The 21,199-nt window shown below is 68.7% G+C and carries 16 protein-coding genes; 7 read left to right on the plus strand and 9 right to left on the minus strand.

The features are described from left to right. Positions 1–37: 37 nt before the first annotated feature. Positions 38–1,744: an Hsp70 family protein gene (locus tag QRN25_RS15175; RefSeq protein WP_285020147.1), complete on the plus strand. Its 1,707-nt coding sequence runs from the start codon at positions 38–40 to the stop codon at positions 1,742–1,744. 13 nt (positions 1,745–1,757) lie between these two features. Continuing rightward, entirely contained in the window at positions 1,758–3,431 is a 1,674-nt protein-coding gene (locus QRN25_RS15180) for a hypothetical protein (RefSeq protein WP_285020148.1), read from the plus strand. Here the strand turns inward: QRN25_RS15180 and QRN25_RS15185 are convergent. From QRN25_RS15185 to QRN25_RS15210, 6 genes are all read right to left on the minus strand, one after another. Next, on the minus strand, positions 3,428–4,603 hold the full coding sequence (locus QRN25_RS15185; protein ID WP_285020149.1) for a BaiN/RdsA family NAD(P)/FAD-dependent oxidoreductase: 1,176 nt from the start codon (positions 4,601–4,603) through the stop codon (positions 3,428–3,430). The genes QRN25_RS15180 and QRN25_RS15185 overlap by 4 nt on opposite strands. Beyond that, on the minus strand, positions 4,600–6,225 hold the full coding sequence (locus tag QRN25_RS15190; RefSeq protein WP_285020150.1) for an NAD(P)/FAD-dependent oxidoreductase: 1,626 nt from the start codon (positions 6,223–6,225) through the stop codon (positions 4,600–4,602). The genes QRN25_RS15185 and QRN25_RS15190 overlap by 4 nt, the downstream gene beginning before the upstream one ends. A gap of 67 nt (positions 6,226–6,292) precedes the next feature. After that, positions 6,293–7,249 carry a helix-turn-helix domain-containing protein gene (locus QRN25_RS15195; RefSeq protein WP_285020151.1) on the minus strand — a complete coding sequence of 319 codons (957 nt, stop codon included), beginning with the start codon at positions 7,247–7,249 and terminating at the stop codon, positions 6,293–6,295. Positions 7,250–7,310: 61 nt separating this feature from the next. Then, entirely contained in the window at positions 7,311–8,342 is a 1,032-nt protein-coding gene (gene hemH, locus QRN25_RS15200) for a ferrochelatase (RefSeq protein ID WP_285020152.1), read from the minus strand. After that, entirely contained in the window at positions 8,339–10,609 is a 2,271-nt protein-coding gene (locus QRN25_RS15205) for a xanthine dehydrogenase family protein molybdopterin-binding subunit (RefSeq protein WP_285020153.1), read from the minus strand. The genes hemH and QRN25_RS15205 overlap by 4 nt, the downstream gene beginning before the upstream one ends. Next, on the minus strand, positions 10,609–11,613 hold the full coding sequence (locus QRN25_RS15210) for an Mrp/NBP35 family ATP-binding protein (protein ID WP_285020154.1): 1,005 nt from the start codon (positions 11,611–11,613) through the stop codon (positions 10,609–10,611). Before QRN25_RS15210 ends, QRN25_RS15205 begins: the two co-directional genes overlap by 1 nt. Before the next feature lie 215 nt (positions 11,614–11,828). Here QRN25_RS15210 and hflK point away from each other — a divergent pair, with 215 nt between their 5' ends. From hflK to QRN25_RS15225, 3 genes are all read left to right on the plus strand, one after another. Further along, positions 11,829–12,992, plus strand: a complete 1,164-nt coding sequence (gene hflK / locus QRN25_RS15215) for a protease modulator HflK (RefSeq protein ID WP_285020163.1) — start codon at positions 11,829–11,831, stop codon at positions 12,990–12,992. Then, the gene (gene hflC / locus QRN25_RS15220; RefSeq protein WP_271184530.1) at positions 12,989–13,843 is read left to right on the plus strand and encodes a protease modulator HflC; all 855 of its coding nucleotides are present in this window, start codon (positions 12,989–12,991) and stop codon (positions 13,841–13,843) included. The genes hflK and hflC overlap by 4 nt, the downstream gene beginning before the upstream one ends. Before the next feature lie 171 nt (positions 13,844–14,014). Then, entirely contained in the window at positions 14,015–15,556 is a 1,542-nt protein-coding gene (locus QRN25_RS15225; protein ID WP_008829137.1) for a Do family serine endopeptidase, read from the plus strand. Between the two features lie 220 nt (positions 15,557–15,776). Here QRN25_RS15225 and QRN25_RS15230 read toward each other — a convergent pair whose 3' ends face one another. The 3 genes from QRN25_RS15230 to QRN25_RS15240 form a co-directional block, all read right to left on the minus strand. Beyond that, entirely contained in the window at positions 15,777–18,002 is a 2,226-nt protein-coding gene (locus QRN25_RS15230; protein WP_285020155.1) for a transglycosylase domain-containing protein, read from the minus strand. A 250-nt stretch (positions 18,003–18,252) separates the two neighbouring features. Further along, complete coding sequence (gene msrB, locus QRN25_RS15235) at positions 18,253–18,648, minus strand: peptide-methionine (R)-S-oxide reductase MsrB (protein WP_285020156.1); 396 nt, start codon at positions 18,646–18,648, stop codon at positions 18,253–18,255. 184 nt (positions 18,649–18,832) lie between these two features. After that, positions 18,833–19,279: a cupin domain-containing protein gene (locus tag QRN25_RS15240; RefSeq protein ID WP_285020157.1), complete on the minus strand. Its 447-nt coding sequence runs from the start codon at positions 19,277–19,279 to the stop codon at positions 18,833–18,835. Between the two features lie 51 nt (positions 19,280–19,330). On the opposite strand from QRN25_RS15240, the gene dapE reads away from it, so the two are divergent. Together dapE and QRN25_RS15250 are read left to right on the plus strand one after the other, a co-directional pair. Continuing rightward, positions 19,331–20,488 (plus strand): succinyl-diaminopimelate desuccinylase, encoded by a 1,158-nt coding sequence (dapE, locus tag QRN25_RS15245; RefSeq protein ID WP_285020158.1) that lies wholly within the window; start codon positions 19,331–19,333, stop codon positions 20,486–20,488. Positions 20,489–20,636: 148 nt separating this feature from the next. Further along, on the plus strand, positions 20,637–21,199 hold a 563-nt coding region (locus QRN25_RS15250; protein WP_285020159.1), incomplete at its 3' end, for a dicarboxylate/amino acid:cation symporter.

A 21,199-nucleotide genomic window follows, 5' to 3' on the forward strand; every position in this document is an offset into this window, starting at 1 on the left:
GGAATAGCGTGTTTCTGAACGGATTGGCCGGCTCGCGATGCTGATCGGGATCGACCTCGGCACCACCAACAGCGCGGTGGCCATCTGGCGTGGCGGAGAGGCGCAGCTGGTGCCCAACGCGCTCGGCGAACCGCTCACCCCTTCCGCCATCAGCATCGCGAAAGACGGGCAGGTGTGGATCGGCACCCCGGCGCTCGACCGCATGGCGACGCACCCGGCCGATACCGTTGCCAGCTTCAAGCGCATGATGGGCACACAGCGCACCGCGAAGCTGGGCGGGAAGGACTACACGCCCGAAGACCTCTCCGCGCTCGTCCTCGCTGCCATCGCCCGTGATGTCGAGGCGCTGACCGGCGAGAAGCCGACCGAAGCCGTCATCACCGTCCCCGCCTATTTCAACGACCGCCAGCGCAAGGCGACGCGCCGGGCGGGCGAGCTGGCGGGCCTGACCGTGCGCCGCCTGATCAACGAGCCCACTGCCGCCGCGCTTGCCTTCGGCCTGCAGGACAAGGGCGACCGCGAGCCGTTCCTCGTCTTCGACCTCGGCGGGGGTACTTTCGACGTCTCGATCGTCGAGATGTTCGACGGCATCGTCGAAGTGCGCGCCTCGGCGGGCGACAACCGCCTCGGCGGCGACGATTTCGACGATGCGCTCTCCGGCTTCGTGCGTGGCCGTCTTGACCCTGACTGCCTGCTCGACAGCCTGCCGCAAGAGCGCCGCGACGCCCTCCTCAAGCGCGCCGCCGAAGCCTGCCGCCGCGCGCTCAGCAGCGCCGGCGAGGCCGAGTTCGCGCTGACGGTGAACGAAACGCGCCTCTCCACGAAAGTCACCGACGCCGAGTTCGAGACCGCCTGCGAACCGCTCGTGCGCCGCCTGCGCGACCCCGTCGTGCGTGCCCTGCGCGATTCCTCGATCGAGGCTGCGGAGCTTTCCGACGTGGTCCTCGTCGGCGGCGCCACGCGCATGCCGGTGGTGCGCAAGGCGATCACCCGGCTGTTCGGCCGCTTCCCCAATTCCTCGGTCCACCCCGACCACGCGGTGGCGCTGGGAGCCTCGATCCAGGCGGGCCTGGTCGGGCGCGACGCGGCGCTCGAGGAAATCCGCATCACCGACGTGTGCCCCTTCACGCTGGGTGTCGAAGTGGCCGAGCACGACCGCTACGGCGGCCTGCAGCGCGGGCTGTTCTCGCCCATCATCGAGCGCAACACGCCCGTCCCCGTCAGCCGCGTCAGCACGTATCACACGATGGGCGACGGCCAGAAGCAGATCGAATTCGGCATCTACCAGGGCGAGGCGCGCGAGGTTTCCGGCAACGTCCGTCTGGGCCAGCTGCAAGTCCCCGTCCCGCCGCGCCCCGCCGGAGAAGTGAGCGCGGAAGTGCGTTTCTCCTACGACAGCTCGGGCCTGCTGGAGATCGACGTCCACGTGCCCCTCAACGGCACCACCCGCAATCTCGTCATCATTGACGAAGAGGATCGTCCCGACCCCAGGGACATCGAGAAACGCCGCGCCGCCCTCGCCAAACTCAAGTTCCACCCGCGCGAGGACGCGGCCAACGTCGCCCTGATCGCGCGGGCCGAACGTTGCTACGAAGACCACATCGGCGACCTGCGGCAGGCGATCGGCCACTGGATCACCGAATTCGTCGGCGCGCTGGAAACGCAGGACCCCCGCCGCATCGCCGATGCGCGCGGCTTCCTGCTGGAACGCCTGGACGAACTCGACCGCGTCAGCCCGCTTTGAGGCCGGGCAAGTGATGACGGCATTCCCGTGGTCCCTGCTCGGGATCGAGCCGACCGGCGATGCCCGCGCGATCCGCAGCGCCTACGCCGCGCGGATAAAGACAATGGACCTCGACGCCGAGGTCGAAGGCTACGCGCAGCTGCGCAGCGCCCGCGACGCCGCCTTGCGCCTGGCGAAATCCATGCCGTCACCGCAAGCCGAAGCGTCCGTCGAGGAACCCGAAGCACCCGCGCCCGAGCCCACCGGCTGGCTCCACGCCGCTCCTTCGCTCACCGGCGTATGGCCGGAAGACACCCTCGACGTCCCGGTCCCGCCGCACGGCGATGCGCCTCTGATCGATCGCCTCGCGCCCGATTTCATCCCCGATGGCACAGTCGCCACCGGAGAGCCTCTGGCGCCCGGCCGCCCCGATCCTTTCGCCGCGCCGCTGGTCGAAGGCCACGGCGATGCTCCCGGCGTCGGCACGGACGAACTACAATCTCCCTTCGCCCGCCTCGCCGCCATGCTCGACCCCGATGGCTCTGCCGGGACCGCGCCGCTCGACGAGGCGGAAGAGGTACAGGCCCTCACGCTCCTGAAGCCCGTGCTCGATGGCATCCACTGGGCGCCGATCGGACAGCAGGCCGAAATGGAAGACTGGCTCGCCGGTCTTCTTGCCCGCGCCTGGCCGCGCAGCGCGCCGCTTCTGGAGGCGGCGACCACGGCGCTCGGCTGGGAGCACGAATGGGGCCGTCTCGATGCCCGCCCGACGATGGACTACCTCGGCGCACGGCTGCGCGGCTACCGCTTCCAGTGCAAGGTGCAGGTGCCCGGCCACCGTTACCACAAGGCATGGGCCGAACTGCACCGCCCCGGCCCCGCCGGTCTCATGCGCTTCCTGCGCGTCAGCGGCGGCGACGTGCGCGGGCTGCTGGCGGGCGTGCGCAAGAACTTCCCGGAACTGGAAGACCACTTCGATCCGCAGCGCGTCGCTTCGTGGGAAAGAGTCAGGACATGGCCAACCGGTCTTCTCGTGCTCGGCGGGCTGATCGTGCTGGGCTTCCTCACTAATCTCGGCCCGCCTAGCAAGTCGGAAGCGCAGGAAGAAGCCTTCAAGGTAACCGTTACCCAAGTATTCGGCGAAGGCCATGACCCTGTATGGCTGAGCAGCCACCAGCCCGATTTGGCGACGTTGCTGGCGGGCCGCACTCGATACACCGAAAATGGCGGCGTCGATCAACAGGCTACTGCCGAAAGTGGACTGGAACTGGTGCGCGCCCGCACCTACCTCGACGGTCGCCTGCTTTATGGCAAGGACTTCGAAACCACCATGCGCCTGCGCTTCGCCCTCCTGGAGGCTGCGAAAGCGGACAGCGCCGAAGCCTGCCGCCAGATGATGGCCCGGGGCGCACCGCCAGGCACCACCCTCGTCCCGAACGAAATCCGCGAAGAGGAGCGCCGCTTCGCCGCCTCGCTGGTCCAGCGCGGGATGCTCAAGGCGCCGGAAAAGGCTGCCGCCCGCTCCGCCAGCGTGCCGCCCGAACTGGTGCGGCAGGTGCTGAAGGACACCGGACTCGGCAAGGAACAGGTCTCCACGGCGATGCGCAAGGAGGACGATCCCAACCGCTGCGCCGCCACCATCGCACTGCTGAAGGCGACGCTCGACTGGCAGGGCGAAGGCCGCCGCGACATCCTGATGACGCTTTAGATCGCCAGCCCCGCGGCGCGGGCGCTCGCCCAGGCCCACTGGAAGTTGTAACCGCCCAGCCAGCCGGTGACATCCACTGCCTCGCCGATCGCGTAGAGACCCGGCGCGCGCTTCGCCTCCATGGTCTTGGACGAGAGTTCGGCGGTGTCGATGCCGCCTGCGGTGACTTCGGCCTTGGCGAAACCTTCCGAACCATCGGGCAGGAACGGCCAGCGCGCCAGCCGCGCTTCCGCCGCGCCGAGCGCCTTGTCGGTCAGTGCGCCGAGTTCGCCTTCGAGACCGAGCCGCCCACACAGCGCCTCGGCCAGCCGCTCGGGCAGGCCGTCACCCAGTGCCTTGCGGAACGAGAGGCGCGGGCGATCGCGCTTCAGCGTGCGCAACCAGCCCTCGGGTCGGTCGGGCAGGAACTGCGCGGTCACGGTGTCTCCGCGCTTCCAGTAGCTGGAAATCTGCAGGATGGCGGGACCGGACAGCCCGCGATGGGTGAACAGCGCCGCCTCGCGGAACGCCGCCTTTCCACATCGCGCGACGATCTCGGTGGAGACGCCGGAGAGTTCGCGGAACAGCGCTTCGTCCCCCGGCAGGGTCAGCGGCACCAGTGCCGGACGCGGCTGCACCACCTTGAGCCCGAACTTGCGCGCGAGATCATAGGCGAACCCGCTCGCGCCCATCTTGGGGATCGACGGTCCGCCGGTGGCGATCACCATTGCGGGGGCAGTCGATGACTGCTCGCCGTGGCGCACGCGGTAGAGGCCGTCAGCATGCTCGACCTCGCCCACGGCCTCGCCGCAGCGGAGTTCGACCATGCCCTTGGCGCATTCCTCCAGCAGCATGGCGACGATCTGCTTCGCCGAACCGTTGCAGAACAGCTGGCCCAGCGTCTTCTCGTGCCATGCGATGCCGTAGCTTTCGACCAGCGCGAGGAAATCGGCGGCGGTGTAGCGGCTGAGCGCGGACTTGGCGAAGTGCGGGTTGCTCGACAGGTAGCGGTCGGGCGCGGTGTGAATGTTGGTGAAGTTGCACCGCCCGCCGCCGGAAATGACGATCTTGCGACCCGGCTCGGGTGCGTGGTCGATCAGCAGCACCCGGCGGCCGCGCTGTCCGGCGGTGGCGGCACACAGCAGCCCGGCGGCCCCGGCGCCGAGAACGATGGCATCGTAATGCGCGATCATTCGGGCGTACCAACCAGTTCCAGCGCCAGCGCCTCGGCCACGCGGATGCCGTCGACGGCGGCGGAGAGGATGCCGCCCGCATAGCCCGCGCCTTCACCCGCAGGATAGAGGCCGCGCGTGTTGAGGCTCTGGCAGTCCTTGCCGCGACCGATCCGGACAGGCGAGGAGGAGCGCGTCTCCACCCCGGTCATGACGACGTCGGGATGATCGTAACCGGGCACCTGGCGGCCGAACACTGGCAGCGCCTCGCGGATCGCCTCGACGACGTAGTCGGGCAGGCATTGTGCGAGGTCGGTCAGGCGGATGCCGGGCTGGTAGCTGGGGTTGACCTCGCCCAGCTCGGTCGAGGGGCGGCCCGCCATGAAATCCGCCACTTTCTGGCCCGGCGCGCGGTAGTCCGATCCGCCCGCCACGTAGGCCAGCTTCTCGAACTTGCGCTGAAGCGCGATCCCGGCGAGCGGATGGCCGGGGAAGTCGCGTTCGGGGCTGATGTCCACGACAAGGCCGGAATTGGCGTTGAACTCTGCGCGCGAATACTGGCTCATGCCGTTGGTGACGACGCCGCCTTCCTCGCTCGCCGCTGCGACGACGCGGCCGCCCGGGCACATGCAGAAGGAATAGACGGTGCGCCCGTTCTTCGCCTTGTGCGAGATGGCATAGGCCGCCGCGCCGAGGATCGGGTTGCCCGCGCAGGCCCCGTAGCGCGCCTTGTCCACCCAGCTTTGCGGGTGTTCGATGCGCACGCCGATGGAGAACGGCTTGGCCTCGATGTGCACGCCGCGGTTGTGCAGCACCTCGAAGGTGTCGCGTGCGGAGTGGCCCACAGCCATGATGACGTGCTCGGCGGGAAGGTATTCGCCGGTCGAGAGGTGCAGGCCCTTGAGCCGGCGTTCGTCGCCCTGTCCTTCGATCTCGAAATCCTCGACGCGGGTGCTGAAGCGGTATTCGCCGCCCAATTGCTCGATCGTCTCGCGCATGGACATGACCATGGTGACGAGGCGGAACGTGCCGATGTGCGGGTGCGCTTCGGTGAGAATGTCCTCGGGCGCGCCGGCCTTGACGAATTCGGTCAGGACCTTGCGGCCGAGATGGCGCGGGTCCTTGATGCGGCTGTAGAGCTTGCCGTCGGAGAACGTGCCCGCCCCGCCCTCGCCGAACTGCACGTTGCTTTCCGGGTTCAGTTCCGAGCGGCGCCACAGGCCCCAGGTATCCTTGGTCCGTTCGCGCACCGCCTTGCCGCGCTCGATGATGATGGGCTTTAGGCCCATCTGCGCGAGGATCAGTGCGGCGAGGAGGCCGCACGGGCCTGCGCCGATGACGACCGGGCGCGGGCCTTCCCAGCCCTCGGGCGCGCGGACGGGGAACTTGTAGGCAATGTCCGGGGTGAGCCGCACATGCTGGTCGTCGGCGAAGCGGGCGAGCACGTCGGCTTCATCCTTCACCGTGACGTCGAGCGCATAGACCAGCTTGATCGCATTCTTGCGCCGCGCGTCGTTGCCCCGGCGAAACACGGTGACGCGCTCGAGGTCGGCAGGCGCGATGGCGAGGCGCTGGACGACTGCCGCGTCGAGATCGGCGGGCGTATGGTCGAGCGGCAGGGCAATGTCGGTGAGGCGAAGCATCCGCGCGCCTTTATACGCTGGCGCGCCCGAATGCCATGGCGGCGTGCTAAAGCGGTTCCCGGGGCGCTCAGATCGGCGCCGGGGCCGTGAGGGCGATCTCCGTGAAATAGCGGGCCATGGCCTGCATCGCCTTTTCGCTGAGGTCGATGAAGGCGCGGCGCTTGTCGGCGCCGTCGCTGAGGCGCACGAAGAGGCCCGCATCGACCATCTGGCCGATCCAGCGCAGCGCCGTGGTCGGCGGCACTCCGGAAGCGATGCAGAGCGAGGTCACCGAGACCCGCTTGCCTTCGAGGCGCGAGGCGGTGAGGTCCAGCAGCATATCCCAGGCGGGATCGGCGAAGAGATCGTTGTCGAGGAAGCGCGCGCGCAACTGGCGCTGGCGGATGATCCGCCGGACCAGTCTCGCATCGGGAAGCTGACCCGGCGAGAAACCGGCGGCGGGGACGGCGGGGAGCGGCGCGGGGATACCGCCCGCATCAAGGCGATCGATACGGCCCGCGATCTGGCCCACCTGCTCGGTCAGGCGCAGCAGCATCAGGCGGTCGTCCTCGGAAAGTTCGCGAACACGTCCGGAGGGCATCGTCGCCAGCACGCGGCCCAGCGCCAGTACCCGCTCCGCGCGGTCGGGATCGACAAGCAGGACGGGCGAGGACTGGTCCATGCAGGCGAAGACATCGTCCAGCGCCTCCACCCCGGTCGAGACGATCAGCCGCGTCGCGCCGCCTGCCGCGCGCAAGTCCAGCCGGGCGAGCGCCGCCAGCACCCCCGCATCGACCTGCGGGCAATCGACCAGCACCACGTCGGCAAGGCGGGCCTGCGCCAGCCCCTCCCCCATGGTGACGAGATCGGCAAGGGGTGCGGCAGCGACGATGCGCATGCCGGCCGCGTCTGCGTCCTCGCGCAAGGTGGCGCGCAAGTGGGCGCGGTTGGCATAGATCGACAGCGCCACGCCCGGGCCGCCGGACGCCGATTTCTCCGGCCCACCATAAGCAAAGTCGGGCTGGAGATAGTCCGCCTCGCGCATGATCCAAAATCCTTCCCTCTGAACGGGAACAGAGTTGGAACAAACGTGCCGCTACCGACAGTTAAATTGCTGCAACCCAGCCCGACAACTCGCGCCGCGCGAGGGCTTCGAGCATCGCCATGCCCGGTTCGCGGGCGTTGAGGCAGGGGAGGACGGCGAGGCGCTCGCCGCCCGCTTCCTCGAAAACCTCGCGGCCGCGGATCGCCAGTTCCTCCAGCGTTTCCACGCAATCGGCCGAGAAGCCGGGGGCCAGGATGGCGAGGCGCCGGGTGCCGGCCTTTGCCTCGGCCACAAGCACGGTCTCGGTGGCGGGTTCGAGCCATTTGGCGCGGCCGAAGCGGGACTGGAAGCTGGTCTCGACGCGCAGGTCCGGCAGGCGCAGGGCCAGCCGCTCGGTCAGCAGGCGCGAGGTCTTGCGGCAGTGGCAATGGTAGGGATCGCCGAGGTGCAGTGTGCGCTCGGGCATGCCGTGGTAGGAGAGCAGCAGCACTTCCGGCGTGAAATCGAGCGCGGACACATGCGCGACGACGTCTTCCTCCAGCGCGGCGATATAGGCCGAATCGTCGTGGTAGGGCGGCAGCGTGCGCAGCGCGGGCTGCCAGCGCATGGCGCGCAGGGCGTCGCCCAGCTTGTCCATCACCGAGGCGGTCGTCGCCCCCGAATACTGCGGGTAGAGCGGGGCGACGAGGATACGATCGATCCCTGCATCCTTCATCGCCTGCAGGCGCGAGGGGAGCGAGGGATTGCCGTAGCGCATTGCCCAATTCACGGTGACCGTATCGCCCAGCCGCGCCTGAAGCGCGCGGGCCTGCGCGGCGGTAATGGCGGCGAGCGGCGAACCCTCGGGCGTCCAGACCTGGCTGTAGGCATGGGCGGACTTCGCCGGACGGGTGCGCAGGATGATGCCGTGGAGGATCGGCTTCCACGCGATCGCCGGGATCTCCACCACGCGTGGGTCGGAGAGGAATTCGGCAAGGTAGCGGCGCACCGCATCGGGCGTGGGCGCATCGGGCGTGCCGAGGTTGACGAGAAGGACGCCGACGCCTCCGGTCGCGACGGACGGGTGTTCTGGCGGGAGCTCAGGCGGTTTCATACGTCCTCGGCAAAGAAGGGGAGGCGGCGCAGGCGCAGGCCCGTCGCCGAGAAAAGTGCGTTGGCGACGGCCGGGGCGACGGCGGCGACGCCCAGTTCGCCCGGATCAGCGGGGTCTTCCTTGCTCTCGATGAAGTCCACCTCGATCGCGGGGCAGTCGGCCAGCGTCGGCAGGCCCATCGCGGCGAGGCTCTCGCTGTCCGGCCGCCCGCCTGCATAACGCACCGCGCAGCCGAGCGCGAGGCCGAGGCCGAAGACCAGCCCGCCCTCGATCTGCTGGCGGGCGATGTCGAGATTGAGGATGCGACCGACGTCGGCGACGGCGCTCAGGCGGTCGACCCGCACGCCTTCGGCCTCGCGCCGGGCGCTGGCGATGACGGCGATGCGGCCACTTCCGATGACGTGGCAGGCAAGGCCCTGCCCGCTGGCATCCGAGCCGCCGCCCCATTGCGCCAGCGCCGCGACGCGCTGGAGGCAGGCGGCGAGACGCGGATCGTGGCCCAGCATCGCCATGCGATAGGACAAGGGCTCGCGCCCGGCCTTGTGGGCCAGTTCATCGACGAAGCTCTCGTTGAAGAAGGCGGTCCAGCCGTGGGCATTGCCGCGCATCCGGGCAGTGGGCAGGCCGACGCGCACGGGGACATGGTCGATCGCGAGGTTGGGAATGGCGTAAGGCGGCACCGCGCCTTCGAGCGCCATCGGATCGGCATCGAGCGCGACCGCCTCCAGCGCTTCGTAAGGCGCCTCGCCGCCCAGCAGGCGGCGGCCGAACTCGCGCGCGGTCGCGGGTACGGTGATGCGCGCGCGCCAGCCGGCGATCTGGCCATCGGTATCGGGACGCGCGGCCATGACCGCCGAGACAGGCGCACGGGGCAGGCCGGCGCGGAATTCCTCGCGCCGGGTCCAGGTGAGCTGGACGGGCTTGCCCACCTCCCTGGCGATCAGCGCGGCCTCCACGGCATGGCCGAATTCAAGGCGGCGGTCGAAGCTGCCGCCGATCGCGACGGGGTAGAGCACGACGTCGCGCACCGCCATGCCGAGTGCCGCCGCGACAGCCTCGCGCGTGGCTTGCGGGGCCTGCGTGCCGACCCAGAGTTCCAGCTTGCCGTCGTGGAGCCACGCAGTCGCGGCGGCGGTTTCGATGGTGACGTGGATTGCGGGAGAGACTTCATAGCCGAGCTGGATCGGCAGACGGTCCTTCACCAGCGCCATGTCGCCCGCCGAATGGATGCGGTGCGCGTCGGCATTGTGAAGCGCCTCGTCCATCGCGGTGTCGACGGCGTCGGATTCGGCCCCGGCAGCGACGCGGAAACCCGGTTCCATGCGGGTCAGCGCCTGCTCGGCGGCCCAGCCGTCGGTGGCGACGGCGGCGACCCATGCGGCGTCTCCTTCCGGGCTGCCGACGGTGCGCAGGAAGCCGAGCATGTCCTTCGCCGCGCTCTCGTCGAGGTCGGAGAGGAAGGTCTTCCTGCCGATCGGGCCATGGCGGATCGCGGCGAAGACCATGTCGGGCAGGCGCACGTCGCCTGCGAAAGTCCACGAGCCATCGACCTTGGAAGGCAGGTCGAGACGCGGATAGCTGAGGCGCGCGCCGGGCGGGAATTCGCCGGGACGCTCGGCCATGGCTTCAGGGCGCAGCGGCGGGGTCGAGGGCGGGGAAAAGCGGGCAGCCTCGGAGGCCAGCGGGCCGAAAGGCAGCTTCTTGTTTTCGTGCGTGACGAAGCCGTTCGCGACCTCGCACTCCTCCCAGGCGACGCTCCAGCGGGCGGCGGCGGCCTGCGCCAGCATCGCGCGGGCAGAGGCGGCGGCGGCGCGGGCTCCGGCCTCGTAGGCGGCGATCTCGGTGCCGTCGGCGGTGACGTCGAAGACGTGGCTCTCGGCCCAGCGGCGGGTCAGGAGGTCGTCCGGTTCATCCGCCAGCGAGGGTAGCAGCGGCATCCAGAGCGGAGCCCACTTCGCCGCCAGCGCGAGGTTGGCGTAAAGGGCACTGACGGGGGCTGGCTCGGCGGCGACCTGCCGCCAGTCCGCGCCGAGTTCATGTGCGACGATCTGCGGAACGAGCGTGGTGACGCCCTGCCCCATCTCCACTTGCGGGACCGAAACGGTGACGACACCGTCCGTACCGATCCTGATCCACGCATCGAAGGCGAATTCACCCTCGCGCGGCTGCAGCGGCAGGGGATAGCTGCGCGGACGCAGCATGTAGCCGAGCGCGAGCCCGCCGCCCGCCAGCGCTCCGATGAGCACGCTGCGGCGGCTCACCGCCATCAGGGATTGGCGTCCAGCCAGGCCGCGACTTGCGCGGCGAGCGCGGTGAAGGCTTCGGCCTGCGGGCCGGTCCCGGCAGCGGTGGGCGTGCCCGCGTCGGCCTCGCGGCGGATTGCGATATCGAGGGGAATGCGGCCGAGGAAGGGCACGCCCATCTCCTTCGCCGAAGCCTCAGCGCCGCCACAGCCGAAGGGATCGCTGACTTCGCCGCAGTGGGGGCAGGCATAGCCCGCCATGTTCTCGACCACGCCGACGACGGGGACGTCGCCTTTCTCGAACAGTTCGACCGCACGGGTCGCGTCGATCAGCGCGAGGTCCTGCGGGGTGGAGACGATCACCGCGCCCGCAGGCTTGCAGCGCTGGAGCATGGTGAGCTGCACGTCGCCGGTGCCGGGCGGCAGATCGACGATGAGCACTTCGGCGCCTTCCCAGTGCCCCTCGACCAGTTGCAGCAGCGCGCCGGAGATCTTCGGCCCGCGCCAGGCGATCGCCTGCCCGGCATTGGAGAGGTGCGCCATCGACAGCGCCGGGACGCCCCAGCGGCTCTCGACGGGGACCAGCCTGCCTTCGTGCGCGGTGGCGCGCTGGCCCTCGGTGCCGAGCAGACGCGCCTGCGAGGGGCCGTAGATGTCCGCATCGACGAGGCCGACGCGCCGCCCCATCCGGGCGAGGGCGACCGCGAGATTGGCCGAAAGCGTGGATTTGCCGACGCCGCCCTTGCCCGATCCGACCGCGATGATGCGTGGTCCCTTGGGTGGTGCGGGCTCGGTTTTATCCGCCATCATCGCCACGCGCACTTCGGCGACTTTGCCGCCAAGCGCATCGCGCACATGCGCTTCCAGTCCCGCCCGCGCCGGCGCATCGAGGCCGGTCGCATCGAGCACCAGCGTCGCGCGGCCGTCCGCCGCGCGCAGCGACTGGACACGCGCGGCGGCCTCGGGCTGAAGCAGCGCCTTGAGATCGTCGCTTTGGGTTCCTGCCCCAAGACCTTCGGCGCTGCTCACTCGTCGTCTCCAGTAGATTGCCGGTTCGTTTCCGGCGTGTCCGTCATGGCCGAGGGATACCCCGGCGCTCGCCGCTCAGGTGGCGTACGCGGGGAAAAAGGGCAAGAGAGGCACTGTTATTTGCCCGAGGGGTTCTTATAGATAGCCTCATGACAGCTATCGGTGGTGCAGACACGCCTGGCGGCGTGCCGGGGGACGGAACGGGAATTTCCCAGATGACGGGACGCAACAGCCCGTGGGGCGGCGGCGGCGGCAATGACGGCGGCGGTAGCGGAGACGGCGAAGGCTCCGACGGCGCAGACGCATCCGGCGGCCAGCCCGACGAGCCGCAGTCCGAAACCCCCGAGCGCAAAGGCCCCCGCAATCCCTGGCTCCCCAGCGGAGAGGGCGCCCCGCCCCGCCGCTCGGCCAGCATCGAGGACATCTTCCGGCGCGGCGACCAGCGGCGCCCCGGTGGCGGAGGCGGCGGCCCGCGCGGCCCCGGCGGCTTCCCCAACCTGCCGCGCCGTCCGGACGGCAAGTCGTGGCTGCCGCTCGGCATCGGCGCCGCCGTGCTGGTGGTGCTCGGTTTCTCCAGCGTCCACATGCTCGGCCCCAAGGAACAGGGCGTGGTCACCACGCTCGGCCAGTATTCGCGCACCGTCGATTCGGGCGTGAGCCTGACCCTCCCCTGGCCGATCGAGCAGGTGAAGGTCGTCGACGTCAGCTCGTTCCAGGTCGTGGCCGTGCCCGACAACGAGAACGAGAAGCTGATGCTCACCAGCGACAAGAGCCTGGTCGATCTCAGCTACCTCGTGCGCTGGAACATCAAGGGCCTGAAGGACTACACCTTCCGCCTCGCCGACCCGGACGGTACCGTACAGGAAGTGGCCGAGGCCGCGATGCGCGCCTCGATCGCGCAAGTCTCGCTGGGCCAGGCTCTGTCCGGTGCAGGCCGTGCGCAAGTCGAGCAGGACGTGGGCGAGCGCATGCAGCGCATCCTCGACTTCTACCGCTCGGGCATCGCCATCCAGGGCGTCGAGATCAAGAAGGCCGACCCGCCCGCCAAGACCAAGGGCGCGTTCGACAACGTCAACGTTGCCCAGCAGGAAGCCGAACGCGACCGCTCCGAAGCCCGCGCCTGGGCGCAGCAGGTGATCGCCCGCGCCCAGGGCGATGCCAGCTCGTTCGACAAGGTCTACGAGGAATACAGGCTCGCCCCCGAAGTGACCAAGCGCCGCATGTACTACGAAACGATGGAACGCGTCCTGCGCGACAATGACACGGTGGTCGGCGAAAAGGGCGTGAACACCGTCCTGCCGCTGCCCGAGATGCAGCGCCGTGCCGCACCCGCTCCCGACACCTCGGTCAGCGTACCGACCAGCACGGGAGGTCAGTGATGAACCTGTGGCATGACTACAAGGCCGCGTGGATCGCGGCGGGCGCCGTCGTCGTCGGATTGATGATGAGCACCATCGTCGTTCCCGAGGACGAGCAGGCGGTCGTCGTCCAGACCGGCCGCCCGGTGCGGGTCTACAACCCCTATATCGCCAACGCGGCCTACGGGCAGACCGGCGCGGGCGTGCACTGGCGCATCCCGCTGGTCGAGCAGGTGATCCGCATCGACAAGCGCCTGCTTTCGGTCGACATGCAGCAACAGCAGGTGCTCTCCACCGACCAGCAGCGGCTGAACGTGGACGCCTATGCCCGCTACCGCATCGTCGATCCGATCAAGATGGTCCGCTCCGCCGGCACCAGCGAGCGGGTGACGCAGCAGCTCGAACCGATCCTCTCCTCGGTCGTGCGCCAGGAACTGGGCAAGCGGACCTTCCAATCGCTGCTCACCGCCGAACGCGGCGCGGCGATGGAGAACATCCGCAAGCTGCTCGACCGTGAGGCCGCCGAATACGGCGCGCAGGTCGTCGACGTGCGGATCAAGCGCGCCGACCTGCCCGAGGGCGCGCTCGCCGCCGCCTTCGTGCGCATGGAAGCGGGCCGCCAGGAAGAGGCGAAGACGATCGCCGCGCAGGGCCAGCGCGACGCGCAGATCATCCGCGCCGAGGCCGAGGCCCAGGCCGCGAAGATCTATGCCGACAGCTTCGGCAAGGACGCGCAGTTCTACGACTTCTACCGCGCGATGCAGAGCTACGCGGTGTCGTTTGGCAAGGGCGCGCCCGGCAGCCCGAACGGCGCCAAGACCATCCTGCTCTCGCCGGACAATGCCTATCTGAATCATTTCAGGGAGCCGTGAGCGGTTTCGGCCGTTGCCCATCGGGAGTTGGCGGCCGGAACTTCGTAAAAGTGGCGGATTTCCGCATCATTCAAATCCGGTTAAGCTCGCGGGGCGTGAAACCGCTTCGGGGTTACCAGTCGGATCTTGGCGCAAGCCGCCGAAACGGAGGAATCAAAGGACGTGAAGCCAGTGCGATATGCCTATGGACTGACCACAGCGCTCCTCATCGGAGGCGCTACCGCATCGCTCGTCACCGGCTACCCCGCAGGTGCCCAGGTGGCCCAGAACGAGGCCAGCGAAATTTCGAAGGTGGTGCCGCGTGCCGGTGCCCCCGCCAGCTTCGCGGATCTCACCGCGCAGTTGCAACCCGCCGTCGTCAATATCTCGACCCGCCAGAAGGTGCAGGTCGCGGGCGGCGGCGCCAACCCCTTCGCGGGCACTCCGTTCGAGGGGCTGTTCGGCGGACAGGGTGGCGGTAACGGCGCGCCCCAGACGCGTGAGGCCCAGTCGCTCGGCTCGGGCTTCATCATCTCGGCGGACGGCTATGTCGTGACCAACAATCACGTCATCACCGCCGAGGGCAAGGGCCAGGTCGAATCGATCACCGTCACCATGCCCGACGGTGCCGAGTATCCCGCCAAGTTGATCGGCAAGGACGCCGCATCCGACCTTGCGGTGCTCAAGATCGACGCGGGCAAGAGCCTGCCGTTCGTCAAGTTCGGTGACAGCCGCAAGGCGCGCGTGGGTGACTGGATCATCGCGATCGGCAACCCGTTCGGCCTCGGCGGCACGGTGACCTCGGGCATCGTCTCGGCCGTCTACCGCTCCACCCAGAGCGGCGGCGCCTATGACCGCTACCTGCAGACCGACGCGGCGATCAACCGGGGCAACTCGGGCGGTCCGATGTTCGACATGAACGGGCAGGTGATCGGCATCAACAACGCCATCTTCTCGCCCACGGGCGGCAGCGTCGGCATCGGCTTCGCCATTCCGGCGGAGATCGCGGCCCCGCTCGTCCAGAAGCTCATCAAGGGAGAGGCGATCGAGCGCGGCTATCTTGGCGTGCGCATCCAGCCGGTGACCGAGGACATCGCCGATTCGCTGGGCATCGCCCACAACAAGGGCGAGTTCATCCAGATGGTCGAGCCTGACGGCCCGGCGGCCAAGTCCGGCATGCAGGCGGGCGACGTCGTCGTCACGGTCGACGGCAAGGAAGTCACCAAGGATCAGACGCTGTCCTACATCGTCGCCAACACCAAGCCGGGCGCACGCATCCCGGTCGAAGTGATCCGCGGCGGCAAGCGCCAGACCCTGACCGCCACGGTCGCCAAGCGCCCGAGCGAGGACGAGCTTTCGCAGTCCTTCACGCCCGATGGCGACGAAGACGGCGATGCGTTCAACAATCCGCCCCAGAAGCAGGAAAAGGGCGTGATCGAGAACTCGCTCGGCCTGACCGTGACCCCGCTGACGGCCACCATCGCCCGCCAGCTCGGCGCGGCCGACGGCACCAAGGGCGTGGTCATCGTGGCGGTCGATCCGAACTCGGACGCGGGCCAGAAGGGCTTCCAGCGCGGCTTCATCATCCTGCAGGCCAACGGCCGTCCGGTGACGACCGCAGCGGACCTGACCGCAGCGATCAACGCCGCCAAGGCGGAAGGCCGCTCGGCCCTCCTCCTGCGCGTCCAGCCGCGTGGCCAGCAGGCGACTTTCGTGCCGGTGCGCCTGCGCTGACACGACGCGCCGAGGCGTAAAAGGAAAAGGCCCGCCGGAGCGATCCGGCGGGCCTTTTCGTGTGTGGGAGATGGGCCAACGTCATCCCAGCGAAGGCTGGGACCGCCGGCCGCGTAAAACCCAATCACCGGCAGGGCGCCCTAACGATAGTTGGCAGTAATGGGCGAGCGGTCCCAGCCTTCGCTGGGATGACGCGGTTTGGTTTGAAACGACGCGGCGATCAGGGCTGCGTTGTACCGGGTATCCGCGTCGGCGTCGGACGCGGCGTCGGCATCACGCGCGGGACCGGCGTGGGACGCGCGCCCGGATAGACCCCGGTGCCCTGCCCCGGACGCAGGCCCGGATCTTCCCGCTCGCGCCCGGTGGCGCGGTCGAGGAAGTCGTTGCCCGCAGCGGGCGGCGGCCCGGCTGGCGCACCCTGCGGCCCATAGTCCGGCGGGACCACGCCGCCGTTCGGCGCCTGCCCGTTCGGAACCCCGCCATAAGGCGGCTGGTCCGGCGTGGCGCCGTCAGGATGGACGAGGTTGCCGTTCTCGTCGGTGTAGTAATAGTCGTCAGGATTGCCCTGCATCTGCTCGTCATCAGGCTCCAGCTGCCATTCGGGCAGCTTGAGTTCGGTGTCGAACTGCTCGACCGGGCGCTTGGCGACGGCAACCTTCATATAGTCCGAGAACGCCCGCGCCGGAGCATGCCCGCCGGAGAGCCCCGCCACCCGCTTGGCATCGTCGCGGCCCATCCACACACCGGTGGTGATGCCGCTGGAGAAGCCGAGGAACCAGCCGTCCTTATTCGAGCTGGTGGTGCCGGTCTTGCCCGCCACCGGACGCCCGATCTGCGCGGCGCGCCCCGTACCGATGGCCACGGCGGTCTGCAGCAGGTCGGTGATGCCCGCCGCCACGTAATGCGGCACCAGCACCTGACCCTGCACCGACTTGTGCTCGTAGAGCAGCTCGCCCGAGGTCGTGGTGACCTTGGTGATGCCGTAGGGCTCCACCGAAGTACCGCCCGCCGACACCGCCGCGAAGGCGCGGGTCATGTCGATCACGCGCACTTCCGAGGTGCCCAGCACCATGGCGGGCTTGGTGTTGATGTCGGTGGTGATGCCGAAGCGCTTGGCCATGCTGGCGACGGTGCCGAAGCCGACCTCGTTACCCAGCTGCGCGGCGATGGTGTTCTTGGAATAGGCGAAGGCGGTGCGCACGTCGATCTGGCCGGCGAAGTTGCGGCCGTCGTTCTGCGGGCTCCAGCCCTGGATCGTCACCGGCTCGTCAACGACGCGATCGTCGGGGGTGTAGCCCGCCTCCAGCGCGGCAAGGTAGACGAACAGCTTCCACGACGAACCCGGCTGGCGCAGCGCCGAAGTGGCGCGGTTGTAGTTCGAGTTCACGTAATCCGTGCCCCCGACCATCGCCAGCACCGCGCCATCCTTGTCGAGACTGACGAGCGCGCCCTGCGCCCCCTTGGGCACGTTGGCGTCGATCGACTTGGTCGCCGCGTCCTGCATCGCCGGGTCGAGCGTGGTCCACACCTCGATCGGCTCGTTGTTCTCAGGGAGCAGCATGTCGAGCTGCGGCAGCGCCCAGTCGGTGAAGTACCGGACCGAGTTCTGGCCCTTCTCCTTCGCGACCTGCACGTCCGAAAAATCGACGCTGTCCGCCTCCGCCTGCGAGATCACGCCTTCGCGCGCCATCAGGCCGAGCACGACCTTGCCGCGCCCCTTGGCGGCCTCGACATCGGCGGTGGGCGAGTAGTTCGACGGAGCCTTCACCAGCCCGGCGATGATCGCCGATTCAGCGGTCGAGAGTTCGGTGGCCGGGTGGCCGAAGAACTTGCGGCTCGCCGCGTCGATGCCGTAGGCGCCGCCGCCGAAGTAGACCTTGTTGAGGTACAGCTCTAGGATCTGGTCCTTGGTGAACTTGCGCTCCAGCGCCAGCGCCAACACCATCTCGCGTGCCTTGCGGTTCCACGAACGCGCATTGCTGAGGAAGATGTTGCGCGCCAGCTGCTGCGTCAGGGTGGACGTCGCCTTGGCGCGGCTGTCGGTGGTCAGCGAGACGTAGACCGCGCGGGCGAGGCCGATCGGGTCGACGCCGGGATGCTCGCGGAAGCGGCGATCCTCGACCGAGACGATGGCGTCGCGCATGATCGCGGGGATCTCTTCATAGGGCATCCACTTGCCGTAGCTCGGCCCGAGCGAGACGAGTTCACGCCCGTCGCGCGCGCGCACGACGATCATCTGGCCGTTCTGGCTGCTCTTCAGCGCCGAATAGTCGGGCAGTTCGCGCATCGTGAAGAACACGGCGGTGCCCAGGAAGATCGCGCCGAGCAGCGCCAGCGCGCCGCCCCATACGAACACGCCGCGCAGGATGCGGCGCCAGAGCGGCTTGCTTTCAGCTTGCGACGATGCGCCGCGGGGTGCGCGGCTGCGGCCGGAATTCTTGGCCATGGGTAGGATGCAAACCCCAATAAGGACGGATGTGTCGGGTCGCTCCTACACTTTGCATGGCGATTTGTAACCCGAGGTGAACACGGGTGCGGGGGAAAGGCAGCGGATGGCCGGCCCACCCCGTCCGGCTAAGCCCTGCGGGCCAAGCCTCCCGGCCCTCCCTCCTTCGACAGGCTCAGGATGAGCGGGAGGGCGAAGCATTCTGTCTCCCCTCCCGCTCGCGGGAGGGGCCGGGGGTGGGCCTTCCTTCTTACTTCGGCTCGAAGTCCAGCGAGGCGCTGTTGATGCAGTACCGCAGCCCCGTCGGCGCCGGGCCATCGGGGAACACGTGGCCGAGGTGTCCTTCACACTTCGCACAAGTCACTTCGGTGCGGATCATCCCGTGCGAGGTATCGCGGTGCTCGTCGATCGCGGCTTCGTCCACCGGCGCGGTGTAGCTCGGCCAGCCGCAGCCCGAATTGAACTTGTCATCGGATTCGAACAGCGGCGCACCGCAGCCCGCGCAAGTATAGAGCCCTCGCTGCTTGTTGCCGTCGTATTTGCCGGTGAAGGCCCGCTCGGTGCCCGCCTGCCGCAGCACGTAGTACTGCTCGGGGCTCAGGCGCTCGCGCCATTCTTCATCGGTGAGGTGCATCTTGTCGGTCATCGGGGAGGCTCTCCTTTGGCGCCGATATGGGGCGGAACGAGGCCAAATTCCAGTGAGTCCGTCGTCCCGGACGTGATCCGGGACCGGTGGCTGTCTTTAGGCGCGAGCCTGCTTCGAGGCGCCCTGAAGATAGGTGGGCTGTTCACGGCCAGCGGTCCCGGATCAGGTCCGGGACGACGACCAATCAGTACGGGGCGCCGTCCTTGTGGAAGTAGCCCTCGCCGTCGAACTTCATGTCGATGTCCGAATAGGCGCCGCTGCCGTTCGGATCGCCCGCACTAATGGCGATGAAGGTGCAGTCGGCCTCGCTTTCGTTCACGAGGTGGTGCCCGTCGCGCACGCCTTTCGCCCAGGCGCAGACGTCGCCCGCGCGCAGCAGCGTGCGCCCGCCGTCTTCCACCAAGACCGCCTCGCCCGAGAGCATGACCAGCAATTCGTCCTCGTCGTCGTGCCAGTGGCGCTGGCTGGACCAGGCGCCCGGCTTCAGCACCACATGGCTCGCGCCCATCTGCGTCAGTCCGCCCACAGGAGCGAGCCGCCGCCACCAGCGGCCCTCCACCGCCGCGTCGAAAGGCGCCGGATAGCCGGTGCGGTTGGCCTGCGGAATGGCCTCGATGTCGAGCCGGGGCATGGACGGTCTCCTATGGTCATGGTGCGCCTATTATGCGATGGCGCTGCCCCTATGTCCCAGACCGCCCCTCTCGCCGCAACCGTCGCCGATCTCGCCGAGGCGCTGATCGCCTGCCCCAGCGTCACCCCGGCCACCGGCATGGTGTTCGACTGCCTGGAGAACCAGCTGGCACCGCTCGGCTTCGAGGTGACCCGCTTCATTGCGGGAGAAGCGCCGGACGGCCCGGTCGAGAACCTGTTCGCGATCCGTCGCGGCCCCGAGGGTTCGCGCCACTTCGCCTTCGCCGGCCACCTCGACGTGGTGCCCCCGGGCGAAGGCTGGACCAGCGCGCCGTTCCTGCCCGAGAGGCGCGGTCCCGAAGGACAGGAACTGCTTTACGGGCGCGGCGCCGTGGACATGAAGGGCTCGATCGCGGCCATGGTCGCGGCCGTCACGCATATCCCGCCTGAAACCGGCACTGTCAGCTTCATCATCACCGGCGACGAGGAAGGCCCGGCGCGCTTCGGCACCCTCGCCCTCATAGACCTGATGCGCGAAAAGGGCGAGATTCCCGACCTTTGCCTCGTCGGCGAGCCGACCTCGGTGAACCGCCTCGGCGACATGATGAAGGTCGGCCGTCGCGGTTCCGTCAACATCTGGCTGGAAGTCGAGGGCGTGCAGGGCCACGTCGCCTACCCGCACCTCGCCGACAATCCGATCACCAAGCTGGTGGCGATGCTCGCCGAACTCGACGCCATCGTGCTCGACGAGGGCACCGACTGGTTCCAGGCGAGCAACCTCGAAGTCACCGACGTTTCCTGCGGCAACCCGGCCACCAACGTGATCCCGGCGAAGGCTTCGGCGCGCATCTCGATCCGTTTCAACGACCTGCACACCGGCGGGGGCCTTGCCGCGCGCGTCGCCGAGATCGCGCAGCGGCACGGCGGCACCGCCCGCCCCGTGATCTCGGGCGAGGCGTTCCTGACGCAGCCCGGCGCGTTCTCCGCCATGCTGGCCGAAGCGATCCGCGCCGAGACCGGGGTAGAGCCCGAACTCTCGACCAGCGGCGGCACTTCGGACGCGCGGTTCCTCAAGGATCTCTCGCCGGTGATCGAGTTCGGTCTGTGCAACGCGACGATGCACAAGCGCGACGAAGCCGTGGCCGTGGCCGACCTCGAGGCCCTCGCCCGCATCTACGAACGGGTGACGCTGGCCGCTCTGGCAGGCTGACCCGGAATTAGTTTCGAGGGCGAGCGGGCCGAAACGCAAGGCCCTGCGTCTTGCAACCGGGTGAAACCTCGCCCCCGTCATTGACCGCACCGGCCACACTGATAGGCTCCGGCGCTTTCACGACGCCACCATTAACAAGGGGTTCGCAATGGGCAGGCGCCTGACGCTCTACATTCTCATCGGCATGGTCCTCGGCATCGCCGCGGGCTACATGCTCCACGCGAGCCTTCCGGCGGACGATCCGCACCTCAAGCAGTGGGCCGATTATTTCCGGCTGCTGCCCGACGTGTTCCTCAAGCTGATCAAGATGATCCTCGCGCCGCTGGTCTTCGCGACGATCGTGACCGGCATTGCGGGCATGGGCGACAGCGCCGCGCTCGGCCGCATCGGCGGCAAGGCGCTGGGCTGGTTCATCACCGCCAGCCTCGTCTCGCTCAGCCTCGGCCTGATCCTCGTCAACCTGTTCCAGCCCGGCGTCGGTGTCGGCCTCGAAAGCACCGCCGACGTGGGCGACCTCGAGATGGGCGAACTGACGCTGCGCCACTTCATCCTCGAGATCTTCCCGGCCAGCCCATTGGCGGCGATGGCCGAGAACAACATCCTGCAGATCCTGGTCTTCTCGGTCTTCGTGGGCGTCGGCCTCACCGCCATCGGCGAGCGCGGCGCGCCGATCGTGCGCGCCACCGAAGCGCTGTCCGAACTGATGCTGCA

It is taken from the genome of Novosphingobium sp. fls2-241-R2A-195, assembly GCF_030209485.1.
In the GTDB taxonomy this organism is placed as follows: domain Bacteria; phylum Pseudomonadota; class Alphaproteobacteria; order Sphingomonadales; family Sphingomonadaceae; genus Novosphingobium; species Novosphingobium resinovorum.